Genomic DNA, 12,722 nt, shown 5'->3' on the forward strand with positions numbered 1-12,722 from the left:
CCGGGCCGCCTGAGTCGGGGTCTACTCAAGTCGCCCTGTATCAGAACTGAGTACCGGCGCTCATGACTGCGTGACGACTTTCGAACGGGACGCGCACCTGGCGGAACTCCCCTGGCCGTTCACCGGCCGGGCCGGTGAACTGGAGCTGGTCCGCCGCTCCTTGACGGCCGGGCGCAACGGCATCGTGATAACCGGCCCGTCCGGCAGCGGCAAGACCCGGCTCGCCACCGAGGCGCTGCGCGGCACCGGCTGCGCCCGGGTCACCGGCACGCCCGGCACCCACCGCATCCCCTTCGCCGCCTTCGCCCACCTCCTGCCCGAATCGGTCTCCCTGCACCGCGCGGTCCAGCTCCTGACCGGCGTCCGCCTGCTCCTGGTCGACGACGCCCACCTCCTGGACGACGCCTCCGCCGCCCTCGTCCACCATCTGGCCCTGCACGGCAGGACCCGGCTGGTCGTCGTCGCCCGCGACACCGCGCCCCTGCCCGGGGCCGTCTCCCGGCTGTGGACCGGCGAGGTGCTGCCCCGGCTCGCCCTGGAGCCGCTCCCCGACGACGACACCGCCCGCCTCCTGGCGGCCGGTACCGGCGGCTGGCTCGAACCGCTCACCATGAACCGGCTGCGCCGACTGAGCGGCGGCGATCTGCGGCTGCTGCGCGACCTGTCCGCAGCCCTCACCGAACAGGGCCTGCTCACCCCGGTGCCCGGCACCCCCACCGCCGCCTGGCACGGCCCCGTGCCGCTCACCGAGACGGTCCAACTGCGCGCCGCCGCGGTCCTCGGCCGCGCCGACCCCGCCGAGCGCGAGACCCTCGACCGCCTCGCCTTCGCCGAACCCCTGACCCCCCACCTGGACGACGGCTACGACCTCCCGGTCCTCGAACGCCTCGAATCCGACGGCCTGGTCACCGTCGACCCGTCCGGCACCCTCGCCCTCGCCCGCCCCCTCTACGGCCCGGTGCTGCGTGCCGCCGCCGGCACCCTGCGCACCCGCCGCCTGGCCCGGACGCCCGACGAGTGCGCCGCCGCCCTCAAGTCCGAGGCCGCCGCCCTGGAGGACCGCGTCGAAGCCGCCGACGTACGCCCGCTGCCGCTGCCCGTGGGGGAGTGGCTGCTCGCCGAGACCGGCACTGTCCCCGCCGACTACGCGGCCCTGCGCGCGCGGTACGACCGGCTGCGCGGCGCCCTGCGCGAGGCGGTCGCCTGGGCCCGCCAGGGACTGCGCAGCGACCCCGCCGACCCCCTGTGCCGCCGGGAACTCGCCCTGGGCGCCGCCCAGCTCGGCGAGGCCCCGGCCCCGGCACCCGCCCCGGACACCCCTCCCCAGGACCCGCACACGGCCTGGACCGAGGCGTACGAGGCCGTACGGCTCGGTGCCGCCGAGGGGGCGGCCGGGGCGCTGCCCCCCGGGAGCCCGTTCGCGCGGCACGCCCAGGCGCTCGCCCGCGGGGACGGGCCCGCCCTGGACCGCGCGGCGCGGGCCCTGGAAGGGCGCGGCTTCCTGCTGTTCGCCGCCGAGGCGCACGCCCAGGCCGCCGCCGTCCACCGCGACCCCAGCGCCGCCCGGCTCTCCCGTACCCGGGCCATCACCCTGGCCCGCCGCTGCCAGGGCGCCCGCACCCCCGCCCTCGCCGGGCTCGCCCTCGGCGAACTCACCGCCCGCCAGCGCCAGATCGTCACCCTGGCGGCGGCGGGCCTGAGCAACCGCCAGATCGCCGACCGCCTCACCCTGTCCATCCGCACGGTCGGCAACCACCTCTACGGCGCCTACACCCGCCTCGGCGCCAGCGACCGCGCCGCCCTGCCCTGGCTGACGGACCTCCCGGACACCCAGCCGGTGTCGGCCTGACGGCCCCCTACGCCGCCCCGAACGCCGAGAAGGCCCACCCCGTCGCCTGGTGGGTCGCGTCGCCCGGCAGGGCCGCGCGGGCGTCCCTGAGGGCCTCCGCCAGGGGCAGGCCCGCGCCGATGCCCTTGTGCAGGGCCAGCATCAGGGGCACCACCGCCGCGTCGTTGACCGGGGCGCTGCACGCGACAACCCCGGCCGTGCCGTGCGGGAGGAGCGCGGTGACCAGACCGAGGAGTTCATCGGCGCCCACGGACGCGAACCGGGCCGTGTCGCAGCAGGACAGGATGATCCGGTACGGGCTGCGGTCCAGGCGCTCCAGGTCGTGCACGATCAGCGGGCCGTCGGACATCCCCAGGGACGAGAAGAGCGGGCTGTCGGCGCGGAACGTGCCGTGCGCGGCGATGTGCGCGAGGGCCGCGCCGTTCAGCTCCTCAAGAACCCGGGGCACGCGCGCGTGGTCGCCCTCCAGGACGACGGGGGCGGTGTAGCGGGCGGCGAGTTCGGGGACCTCGGCGCCCTCCGTGGCCAGCCCCGGGCCGCGCACCAGGACGTTCCGGCCGCCCGGCGGCGGCGCCGTCTCGTGGGCCCGCAGCCAGGCGCCCGCCGACGGCGACACATTCACCACCCGCTCCCGCAGCGACGGCAGCAGCGCCCACGGCACCCGGTGCAGCCGGCCGGGCGGCACGACCACCACCGGGCCCCCGCCCAGATGCGCCGCCGCCGGACCGAGCAGGAGTTCCTCCAGCCGCCGCCCCATGGCCTCCACCAGCGGCAGCCGGGCCTCCGCGCCGGGATGCGCCAGCCGTCTCAGCCCCGCCTGTATGTGCTCCGCCTCCGACTCCGCCTCCGCGAGCAGCCCGGCCGCGAACCGCCGCACCCGCCCGTCCCCGCACAGCAGCACCTGCACCCGCCCGTCGACGACCGCCAGCTCCACCAGCCGCGTCGACCCCAGCCGCTCCAGGAGCCTGCCCACGTCCACCCGGTGCCCGCCACCCGGGGTCTCCCCCCGCAGATGCAGGGTGCGCGAGCGGATCGCCTTCTCCAGGCGCCGCTGCTCCCGCTCCAGGGCCGGTACCGGGCGGCGGTCCCGGCGGGCCTCCTCCGCGCGGGCCGCTATCTCCCGGAACGCGGTGAGGTCGCCGAGGAGTTCGGGGTCGGCGGGCGGCCGGGTCGGCGGGGCGCTCAGCGCGGTCGCCCGCCACCGCTCGCTCCACTCCAGCATCCGCCGGGGCCCGCCCTGCGCGAGCGACGCCCCCTGCGCCAGCGCCGCCAGCTCCGCCCCCTGCTCGGTCGCCCGCGCCCGCAGCTCCGAGGCGCCCAGCGTCATCCGATGGTCGTCCAGCACGTCCAGCCCCCGCCGGCACGCCTCCAGGACGCCCCGCCGCGACCCCGCCGCCTCCGCCCGCAGCGCCTGCGCCGCCCAGCCCGTCAGCCGGGCCAGCGGCGGCCCGCTGTGGCGGCTGCGCGCGGCCTGCGCGAGATGCCGCTCCGCGTCCGTGCGCCAGCCCAGCCGGAGCGCGATCCGGCCCGCCAGCAGCGACGCCTCCGGCGCGGCCGGCGCCCCGAACGACGACAGCCGCTCCGCCACCGCCGCCGCGTCCGCGACCATCCGCCCCGAACCCCGCCCGGTCGCCACCCGCGACTCGATCAGCACCAGCCGCGCGTGTGTCTCCCACCAACTGCGCCGCTGCGCCGCGAACAGCCGCACCGCGAGCGCCGCCCGCGCGATGGACGTGTGCGGGTCACCGGCGAGCCGGGCCGCGCGGGCGGCCGTCAGCAGCAGCTCCGCCTTTCGCGTGGACTGGCCGCCGATCCCGTCCAACTGCGCGATGGCCGCGTCCGCCTCGCCCAGCGCCTCCGGCGCCAGACCGGCCGCCATCAGCACCTCGCAGCGCCGCACGATCAACTGGAAGATCGGCGTCCCCAGCTTCGCGTACCGGTCCTCCGCCTCCGCCAGCAGCCGCAGCGCCGCCGGGACGTCCCCCGACCGGAACGCGGCCAGCCCCCGGCTCTCCACCGCGTCCGCCTTGTCGTGCTCCTGGCCAGTGATCTCCCACAGCGACTCCGCCGCCGTGAAGTCCTGCTCCGCCCGGTCCACCGCGCCCAGCGCCAGATGCACCGTCGCGCGCAGGGTCAGCGCCCGCGCCGTCCAGATCACGTCGTCCGCCTGCCGCAGCACCGGGATGGCCCGCCGTACGTCCTCCAGCGCCGACCGGTGATGACCCAGCACCCACCCCGCGTACGCCCGCCGGAACAGCACCCGCGCGCGGGTGTGCCCGCTGCCCCGCGCCACCCCCCGCTCCAGCGCCGCCTGGCCCTGCCGGGTCTGGCCCGCGTGGATCAGCGCCACCCCGAGCGTGCCGAGGACGTCCGCCTCCCGCTCGGGGGAGTCCGCCCGCACCGCGTAGTCCCGGGCCCTGCGCAGATGGTGCAGGGCCAGCTTCGTGTCGCCGAAGTCCCGCTGCCAGATACCGATCACCTGATGCGCCACGGAGGCGTGCAGCGGCGGCGCCGCGCCGTCCAGCACCCGCCGCGCCCGCGCCAGGGCGTCGTTCGGCGCGGCGAACACCATCGGCAGCAGTTCGAGGACCGTGTCGCTTCCCGCTGTCACCCCAGGGATGGTAGTGCGAGCGGAACCACGTCACATCAGTTTGGGTCTGTATCAATCGCCCACCCCCCGACTCTGAATTGACGTACCGCCGCCCCAGTGGGAGGACAGCCATGGCACCACAGCGATTCCGCGAGCAGTTCGAGCAGATCCAGCGGGCGCTTCCCGACACACCCCTGGCGATGGGCCCGGACGACTCCGCCGAGTTCATCTACGAGAAGGGCGTCGTCCTCGCGCGGGACGGCGAGGAGGCCCTCGCGGTCGAGGACGCCGTCCGCGCCCACTTCACCGCGACCGAGGGCCTGCTCCCGGACGACGTGCGCCGGGCGAGCCCGCAGACCAACCGCTCCGGCATCACCCGCATCCGCGTCGGCGACCCCGGCGAGGGGGGCCGCCTCGCCGACCAGAACGTGGCGGGGGCGCTGCGCGCGATGCGGACCGCCGAGGGCCGCGCCGGGCGCCGCCTGGTCTCCCGCAACCATGTCGTGCACATCTCCCCGGTCAACTGCTGCCCCGGCGACGAGCCGATCCCCGCCCAGGAGAACCCGCAGCCCAACCCGGACCTGGCCGTCACCCCGTACGACGCCGGGACGGCCGTCCGCGTCCTGGTGATCGACAACGGGCTGACCCACGACTACCGCTCCTACCCCGCGCTCGCCCGCACCGACGGCGACGAGCACGACGTGGAGACCGACGCCGACGGCCTGCTGAAGCTGTACATCGGCCACGGCACGTTCATCGCGGGCCTGGTCGCCGCCGTCGCCCCCAACACCGCCATCACCGTGCGCAACACGCTCAGCGATGTCGGGGCCATCCTGGAGTCGGAGTTCGGCAACAAGCTCTTCGAGGCGATCGACGACAGCGGCTGGCCCGACATCCTCAGCCTGTCCGCCGGCACCTCCAACGGGCGGCTCGACGGACTGCTCGGCCTGGAGAACTTCATGCGGGAGCTGCGCGAGCAGCCCACCCTGCTGGTCGCCGCCGCCGGGAACAACGGCAGCGCCACCCCCTTCTGGCCCGCCGCCTACGCCACCCGCCCCGGCTTCGAGGAGGCCGTGCTCTCGGTGGGCGCGCTGCGCAGCGACGGCGAGTTCGGCGCCTGCTTCAGCAACCACGGCCCCTGGGTGCGCGTCTTCGCCCCCGGCGAGCGGGTCACGGGCCCCCTGACCGGCTTCGGCTCACCGCGGCCGTACATCTACCACCACTCGACGTACGACGCCTGCCGGTACGGCTACGGGTACGGGTGCACCTGCACCCACCCCGGCCACACCGGGGTGCTCAGCGAGGACGGCGGGGCCACGGTCGGCAAGGCGGACCAGGTGATGTTCGAGGGCCTCGCCCAGTGGAGCGGCACCTCCTTCGCCACCCCGGTCGTCGCCGGTCTCGTCGCCGCCCACATGACCGCCACCGGGGAGTCCGACCCGCGCGCGGCGGCCCGGCAACTCCTGGAACTGAACACGGAGTTGGCCGAGGTGAAGGGCGGTCATGTGGACGCGCTGCTGCCGCCCACCTGGCAGCCCGTACCGGTCGCGAATCCGTCCCCGCCGGCATGAGCGTCACCCTGAACGCAGTCTTCCGGGCGAGTGCCGGAACCCACCCCTCCACGGCGTACCATGACAGGCCGTACACGAGGGGTGGGTCCGTGGATCGTGCAGATGTCGGCGCGCTCGTAGAATCCGCCGTCGACGGTGACGCGGCGGCCTGGAAAGCGCTGGTGGAGGGGCTCAGCCCGCTGGTGTGGTCGGTGGTGCGCGCCCACCGGCTGTCCGACGCCGACGCCCATGAGGTCTACCAGACGGTCTGGTTCCGCTTCGCCCAGAACCTGGGGCGGATCCGGGAGCCGCAGAAGACCGGATCGTGGCTGGCGAGCACCGCGCGGCACGAGAGCCTGAAGGTCATCAAGAGCACGCGGCGGCTGATGCCGACCGACGACCCGGTCCTGCTGGACCGGGTCAGCGAGGAACCCACCCCCGAGGAGTCGCTGCTCGACGCCGAGGAGGCCGCCGCCCAGAGCGAGCGGGTCCGCCGGGTGTGGCAGGAGTTCGAGGAACTCGGCGAGCGCTGCCGGCAGTTGCTGCGCGTGCTCATGGCCTCGCCGCCGCCCAGCTATCAGGAGGTGTCGGCCGCGCTCGGCATCGCCGTCGGCAGCATCGGCCCGCTGCGCCAGCGCTGTCTGCGCCGCCTGCGGGCCCGACTCGACGCACGGGGAGCATCGTGAACCGCAACGGCAACGAAGACCGCGACGACGAGCACATCGAGCGGAGTGAGGGGAGTGAGGGGAGCGCGCAGCCCGGGGAACGGGGGGAAGCGAGGGAGGAACCCGGGGAGTTCGACACCAGCCCGCTGGAGGCGGAACTGCGGCGTGCCGTGGCCGTCCTGGACCCGGTCCCGCCGGAGCTGCGGCGGATAGCGGTCGAGGCGTTCACCCTGCACGACCTGGACGCCCGGATCGCCGAGCTGACCTTCGACTCCCTGGTCCATGCCATTCCCGTCCGGGGGGTGACCGATCCGCCGCGGATGCTGACCTTCCGCACCGGCGAGCTGACCGTGGACGTGGAGGTGACCTCGCACGGACTGATGGGCCAGGTCCTGCCCCCGCAGCCCGCCCGCATCGAGGTCCTGGGCGGACCGCAACTCCCGGCGCCGGATGTGCTCACCGCCGACGCCATGGGCCGCTTCACCAGCGAGGCACCCCCCATCGGCCCGTTCGCGCTCCGGCTGCGCACCGGCGCCGAGGTCGTCGTGACGGAGTGGCTCCGGGCCTGACCGGGTGAGGGGGCCGGGCGCGACGGAGTGGCTCCGGGCCTGACCGGGTGAGAGGGCTGGATGCGGCGGGGCGGCTCCGGGCCTGACCGGGTGAGGGGGCCGGGCGCCGTTGCCGGACGGCGATGTCCCTGCCGTCGTGCGCGGTGCTCAGCCCTCCCGCACCCGGCCCCTCACCAGGCGCACGGCAGTGTCCGGGGCCCCCTGATCATCGTCTTCTTCCGCCACTCCACCCGGTCCGAGGGGACCGCGAGACGGAGGCCGGGCAGGCGGTCGAGCAGGGTGGTGAGGAGCAGCTCCGTCTGGAGCTTGGCGAGGACCGCGCCCGTGCAGAAGTGGGGTCCGTTGCCGAACGCGAGATGCGGATTGACGGTCCGGTCCGGGTCGATCAGGTCCGGGTCGGGGAACACCCCGGGATCCCGGTTCGCGGCCAGATACGAGACATACACCGGGTCGCCCGCGCGGATCGTCGTCCCGTGCAGCTCGACATCCTCCAGCGCGATCCGGGCCAGTCCCACCGAACTGCGGTGCGGCACGAAACGCAGCAGTTCCTCGATGAGCTGCCCCCGCCCCGGCACGTCCTGCCGCCACCGGGACATCAGCTCCGGCCGGGTCAGCAGCAGGAACAGCATCTGCCCGCAGTTGTGGGTGACCGCCTCGCCGCCGATCTGGAGCGGACCGGCCAGCCCGATCGCCTCCTCCTCGGCCACCTCGCCGCCCGCCACCGCCGCGCCCAGCAGCCCGTACACATCCTCCGCGCCGCCCTCGGCGCGAGCCCGGATGGTCTCGGTGATCCAGCCGTACAGGCCCTGCTTGGCGCGGTCGGCGCCCTCCACCCCGCCCGAGGTGGAGATGATCTCCCGGGTCCAGGAGTGCACCCGCTCCCGGTCCTCCTCCGGTACCCCCATCACCTCACTGACCAGCGTGATCGGGAACGGCTCCAGGACCCGCGCGATCAGATCGGCCGGCGGCCCGTCGCGGACGACACCGTCCACCAGGCCGTCCAGCAGTTCCTGGGCGCGCGGGCGCAGCCGTTTCATCGCGCCGACGGTGAACGCCCCGGCCACCGCCTTGCGCAGCCGGTTGTGGTCCGGCTGGTCGGCGAAGGCGAGTGAACCGGGCCGGGGCTTGAAGTGCGGCGCGATCCGGGTCACCTGACGCCGGGTCACCTCGGCACGGCCGAAACGCGGGTCGTTGGTGATCGCCCGGACGTCCTCGTAGCGGGTCGCGAGCCACGCCCAGCCCTCGCCGAACGGCAGCCGGATGCGGTGCAGCGGCCCCTCGCGCATCAGATCCGCGAGAACCGGGTCGAACGCGGTGCCGTCCAGATCGGGCGTGGGCCAGTCCCGTACCGGCGGCAGGGACCGGCCGGTCAGCGTGGTGGTGTCCTCGGTCATGCCCTCACCCTGACCCGGCCCGGCCGGACTGTCGCGCTCAAGTGCTCCAGCCGGAGTCACCCGCCCTCACTCCGGTACGGCGTCCACCAGCGCCGCCAGCGCCCCCGCGAGCCGCGCCAGCCCCTCCGTCGCCGCGCCGCCCGGCTCGTCCATGTACGTGTCCCGGCGGATCTCCACCATCAGCGCGCTCACCCGGGGATCGGACCCGTAGTACGCCAGCGGTACGTACGTCCCCGCGAACGGGCTGTCCAGCCCCGTCCCCCCGCACCCCGCGAACGCCTCCCGGGCCGCCGCCAGCAGCGCGGGCGGGGTGTGGAACGGGTCCGTGCCCAGGCACACCGGCGGGCGGGGCCCGTCCCCGTGCAGCTCGTAGGGGAGCGCGGCGGTGGGGTAGGAGTGCACGTCGATGATCACGGCCCGGCCGGTGGCCGCCAGCCGCTCGGCCACGGCGTCCGCCACCGCGCGCGCGTAGGGCCGGAAGTACGCCTCGATCAGCGGCCCGGGATCGGTGTCCGCCGCCCGCAACGCCTCCCGGTGCGAGGTGCGGGTGTAGACCGCGCCCATCCCGGCGGCGAGCATCTCCTCCCGCTCGTCCGGGAACCGCTCCGGGTCCACGACCAGCCGCGACAGCCCGTTGACGAACCGCCAGGGCGTGCGCCCGGCCAGCGCGGCGGCCTCGGCGGCGATGCGGTCGGTGTGGGCGTCCGTGAGGTGGTCCAGCTCGCGCGCCAGCGCCCCGTCGTCCAGCACGATCCCCTCCCGCACCCCGGGCGGGACGCGGCGCGCGGCGTGCGGGACGTGCAGCAGCACCGGGGAGCCGGGCGCGCCGGGCAGCAGCGCGAAGGGGGCGGGGCCGGGGGCGGGAGGTACGGGCGGGGACGGCATGGGCGGCTCCGGGCGGAGGGGAGGGCGGAGAGAGGGCGGGGGCGTTGCCGGGGGCGTTGTCAGTGGCGTAGGGCAAGATCGGGGTGATGGTGCCTGACGCCCACCGTGCCACAGGCCCGGACGTGCCCGAACGAGGGGGGAACCTCCATGCCGATCACCGATGAACGGGCCGCCGCCCGCGAGTTCCTGAAGCTGCTCTATCCCGACGGCTACTTCCCGGACCGGCTGGTGGACAAGGGCCGGGACATCCTGGTCCGGCTTTGCGAGCGCATCGAGACCGAGCGGCCCGCCGACCTCACCGCGTTCTACGCGCTCACCCACGCCGCGACCGAGGAGTTCAACGCGCTCCAGGAGGAGTTCTGGGAGGCGGACAGCGACATCGAGACCATGGCGCGGGACGAGATAGCGAAGGACTTCTGGTTCATCGCGGAGACCTATGGCTTCGAGGGTGCCGATCTGGAGGAGGTGGTCGCGCCCCGGGACTGGTGATCTTCGCCTGCCTCAGCCCAGCAGTTCCTCAGCTCACCAGTTCCTCAGGCCAGCAGTTCCTTGAGCAACTCTCCGACCTGGTCCGTCTCGATCAGGAACCCGTCGTGCCCGTATGGCGACTCGATCACCCGGGGCCGGTCGGCGGACGGGATCAGCGCGGCCAGCTCGGACTGCTGGGCCAGGGGGTACAGCCGGTCCGAGTCCACCCCGGCGACCAGGGTGCGGGCGGTGACCCGGCCGAGCGCGGCGCGTGTCCCGCCCCGGCCGCGGCCCACGTCGTGCGCGTTCATCGCCTCGGTGAGGGTGACATAGCTGCCCGCGTCGAAGCGGCGGGCGAGCTTCCCGGCGTGATGGTCGAGATACGACTCGACCCGGTAGCGGCCACCGTGCCAGGGATCCTCGGCGCCCTGCGCGCCCCGGCCGAAGCGCGCCGCCAGCTCCGGTTCGCTGCGGTAGGTGACATGGGCGATCCGGCGGGCGACACCGAGACCGGCTTGGGGGGCGCGTCCGGTGCCGTGGTAGTCGCCGCCCTGCCAGTCGGGGTCGGCGCGCACCGCGGTGAGCTGGGCGCGGGCCCAGGCGATCTGCTCGGCGCTCGCCGCGGCCGTCGTCGCGAGCAGCAGCAGCGCGCCCACCCGGGAGGGGTGGGTCACCGCCCACTCCACGGCCCGCATCCCGCCCATCGACCCGCCGACCACCAGCGCCCACCGCCCGATACCGAGCGCCCTGGTGAGCCCGGCCTCGGCGGCGACCTGGTCGCGCTGGGTGAGGAAGGGGAAGGCTCCGCCCCAGGGGAGGGAGGTGGTGGGGGAGAGGGCGGCCGGGTCGGTGTGGCACACTCTCGGGCCCGCCGGGCGCCGGGACGACGGGCCCGTGCTGCCCTGGCAGCCGCCCAGGACGTTCGGGGCGACCACGAACCAGCGGTCGGTGTCCAGGGCCAGCCCGGGGCCGATCAGCCCCCGCCACCAGCCGGGCGTGGGGTGACCGGGACCGGCGTCGCCGGTGGCATGGCTGTCGCCGGTCAGGGCGTGCAGCACCAGGACGGCGTTTCCGGCGTCCGGCGCCAGGGTGCCCCAGGTCTCGAACGCCAGCCGTACGCCGGGCAGTTCACCGCCCGCCTCCAGCGGCAGCGGCCCCGGCGCGTGCCACCAGCGGCGCCCGCCGGGCGGGTCCCCCTCCCGCCAGCCCCCCAGAACCGGCGGGAGGGGGAGCCTCTCGGTGGCCACCGGGTTCAGGACGCGCCCTTGGCGGCCCGGAAACCGGCCTCCAGGTCCGCCCGGAGATCGGCGACGTTCTCGATGCCGACCGACAGCCGCACCAGACCGGGGCTGGTGCCGGTCGCCGCGAGCTGCTCCTCGTCGAGCTGGCTGTGGGTGGTGGACGCCGGGTGGATGATCAGGCTGCGGACATCGCCGATGTTGGCGAGATGGCTGAACAGCTCGACCGCGTCCACGAACCGCTTGCCCGCCTCGATGCCGTCCCGCAGCTCGAAGGAGACGACCGCGCCCGCGCCGCGCGGCAGATACCGCTGCCCGGCCTCGTACCAGCGGCTGGACGGGAGTCCCGGATAGTGGACGGCGGCGACCTCGTCGCGCTGCTCCAGCCACTCGGCCAGCGCCAGCGCGTTGGCGGAGTGCCGCTCCAGCCGCAGGCTCAGCGTCTCCACGCCCTGGAGCAGCAGGAACGCCGAGTGCGGGGACAGGGCCGGGCCCAGGTCGCGCAGCAACTGCACCCGCAGCTTGACCGCGAACGCGCCGGGGCCGAGGGCGGGCCAGTACCGCAGGCCGTGGTAGCTGGGGTCGGGCTCGGTGAAGCCGGGGAAGCGGTCCGGGTGCGCCCCGAAGTCGAAGGTGCCGCCGTCCACCACGACCCCGGCGATGGCGGTGCCGTGCCCGCCGAGGAACTTGGTCGCCGAGTGCACCACGACATCCGCGCCGTGCTCGATCGGCCGCAGCAGGTAGGGGGTGGGGACGGTGTTGTCGACGATCAGGGGGACCCCGGCCGCGTGGGCGACGTCGGCGACCGCCCGGATGTCCAGGACATTGCCGCGCGGATTGCCCAGCGTCTCCGCGAACAGTGCCTTGGTGTGCGGCCGGATCGCGGCCCGCCATGCCTCGGGGTCGTCGGGGTCGTCCACGAAGGACACCTCGATGCCGAAGCGGGGGAGGGTGTGCCGCAGCAGGTTGTAGGTGCCGCCGTAGAGGGAGGTGCTGGAGACGATGTGGTCGCCCGCGCCCGCCACGGTCAGGATCGCCAGGGTCTCCGCCGCCTGGCCCGAGGCCAGCGCGACCGCCGCCACCCCGCCCTCCAGCGCGGCGATCCGCTGCTCGAAGACATCGTGGGTGGGGTTGTGGATCCGGGTGTAGATGTTGCCGGGCTCGGCGAGCGAGAACAGATCCGCCGCGTGCTGGGTGTCCCGGAACACGTACGACGTGGTCTGGTAGATCGGGGTCGCGCGGGCGCCCGTCGTCGGATCGGGCGCGGCCCCGGCGTGGATCTGCCGGGTCTCGAACGACCAGGCCGCGGTGTCGGGCCCGGCGGGGGTCTCCTCGGGGGTGTGACCTGCGGTGACGGAGTCGATGGGCTGGCTCGTCGTCATGGTGGTGCTCCTCGTGCGGGGGCGAGCGGGGACCTGCGACGAGCCAAGCACGGGCCGGAACACCCCGACAGACCCCGCGCGCGGTGCGCAACGAACACGTCACACGCCGTCATAAACGACACGAACGGGCAA

The 12,722-nt window shown here is 74.9% G+C and carries 10 protein-coding genes; 5 read left to right on the plus strand and 5 right to left on the minus strand.

Annotated elements, in window-relative coordinates:
* The first annotated feature begins 70 nt into the window (after positions 1–70).
* Entirely contained in the window at positions 71–1,849 is a 1,779-nt protein-coding gene (locus AB0O01_RS09520; RefSeq protein ID WP_365311915.1) for a LuxR C-terminal-related transcriptional regulator, read from the plus strand.
* Positions 1,850–1,856: 7 nt separating this feature from the next.
* Here the strand turns inward: AB0O01_RS09520 and AB0O01_RS09525 are convergent, their stop codons facing one another.
* Positions 1,857–4,421: a CHAT domain-containing protein gene (locus tag AB0O01_RS09525; RefSeq protein ID WP_365312426.1), complete on the minus strand. Its 2,565-nt coding sequence runs from the start codon at positions 4,419–4,421 to the stop codon at positions 1,857–1,859.
* Between the two features lie 149 nt (positions 4,422–4,570).
* Between AB0O01_RS09525 and AB0O01_RS09530 the strand changes: the two genes are divergently transcribed.
* From AB0O01_RS09530 to AB0O01_RS09540, 3 genes are all read left to right on the plus strand, one after another.
* Positions 4,571–6,010: a S8/S53 family peptidase gene (locus AB0O01_RS09530; RefSeq protein ID WP_365311916.1), complete on the plus strand. Its 1,440-nt coding sequence runs from the start codon at positions 4,571–4,573 to the stop codon at positions 6,008–6,010.
* On the plus strand, positions 6,007–6,675 hold the full coding sequence (locus AB0O01_RS09535; protein ID WP_365311917.1) for a sigma-70 family RNA polymerase sigma factor: 669 nt from the start codon (positions 6,007–6,009) through the stop codon (positions 6,673–6,675). The genes AB0O01_RS09530 and AB0O01_RS09535 overlap by 4 nt, the downstream gene beginning before the upstream one ends.
* A gap of 125 nt (positions 6,676–6,800) precedes the next feature.
* A complete protein-coding gene (locus AB0O01_RS09540) occupies positions 6,801–7,223 on the plus strand; it encodes a hypothetical protein (RefSeq protein WP_365312428.1) in 423 nt (140 codons plus the stop codon).
* Between the two features lie 170 nt (positions 7,224–7,393).
* On the opposite strand, the gene AB0O01_RS09545 is transcribed toward AB0O01_RS09540, so the two are convergent.
* Positions 7,394–8,617: a cytochrome P450 gene (locus AB0O01_RS09545; protein ID WP_365311918.1), complete on the minus strand. Its 1,224-nt coding sequence runs from the start codon at positions 8,615–8,617 to the stop codon at positions 7,394–7,396.
* A 66-nt stretch (positions 8,618–8,683) separates the two neighbouring features.
* A complete protein-coding gene (locus tag AB0O01_RS09550) occupies positions 8,684–9,502 on the minus strand; it encodes an N-formylglutamate amidohydrolase (RefSeq protein ID WP_365311919.1) in 819 nt (272 codons plus the stop codon).
* Between the two features lie 147 nt (positions 9,503–9,649).
* Here AB0O01_RS09550 and AB0O01_RS09555 point away from each other — a divergent pair, with 147 nt between their 5' ends.
* Positions 9,650–9,991 (plus strand): DUF5713 family protein, encoded by a 342-nt coding sequence (locus AB0O01_RS09555; protein WP_365311920.1) that lies wholly within the window; start codon positions 9,650–9,652, stop codon positions 9,989–9,991.
* A gap of 44 nt (positions 9,992–10,035) precedes the next feature.
* Here AB0O01_RS09555 and AB0O01_RS09560 read toward each other — a convergent pair whose 3' ends face one another.
* Positions 10,036–11,217, minus strand: coding sequence for a homoserine O-acetyltransferase (locus tag AB0O01_RS09560; protein WP_365311921.1), 1,182 nt, complete (start codon positions 11,215–11,217; stop codon positions 10,036–10,038).
* 5 nt (positions 11,218–11,222) lie between these two features.
* A complete protein-coding gene (locus tag AB0O01_RS09565; RefSeq protein ID WP_365311922.1) occupies positions 11,223–12,590 on the minus strand; it encodes a bifunctional o-acetylhomoserine/o-acetylserine sulfhydrylase in 1,368 nt (455 codons plus the stop codon).
* Between the last annotated feature and the right edge of the window lie 132 nt (positions 12,591–12,722).

Source organism: Streptomyces sp. NPDC093252 (genome assembly GCF_040683675.1).
Taxonomy (GTDB): domain Bacteria; phylum Actinomycetota; class Actinomycetes; order Streptomycetales; family Streptomycetaceae; genus Streptomyces.

Excerpts from the sequence above, each read along its gene's own strand:
- AB0O01_RS09525 (WP_365312426.1), bottom strand. The coding sequence starts at position 4,421 with ATGGTGTTCGCCGCGCCGAACGACGCCCTGGCGCGGGCGCGGCGGGTG.
- AB0O01_RS09530 (WP_365311916.1), top strand. The coding sequence starts at position 4,571 with ATGGCACCACAGCGATTCCGCGAGCAGTTCGAGCAGATCCAGCGGGCG.
- AB0O01_RS09535 (WP_365311917.1), top strand. The coding sequence starts at position 6,007 with ATGAGCGTCACCCTGAACGCAGTCTTCCGGGCGAGTGCCGGAACCCAC.
- AB0O01_RS09545 (WP_365311918.1), bottom strand. The coding sequence starts at position 8,617 with ATGACCGAGGACACCACCACGCTGACCGGCCGGTCCCTGCCGCCGGTA.
- AB0O01_RS09550 (WP_365311919.1), bottom strand. The coding sequence starts at position 9,502 with ATGCCGTCCCCGCCCGTACCTCCCGCCCCCGGCCCCGCCCCCTTCGCG.
- AB0O01_RS09555 (WP_365311920.1), top strand. The coding sequence starts at position 9,650 with ATGCCGATCACCGATGAACGGGCCGCCGCCCGCGAGTTCCTGAAGCTG.
- AB0O01_RS09565 (WP_365311922.1), bottom strand. The coding sequence starts at position 12,590 with ATGACGACGAGCCAGCCCATCGACTCCGTCACCGCAGGTCACACCCCC.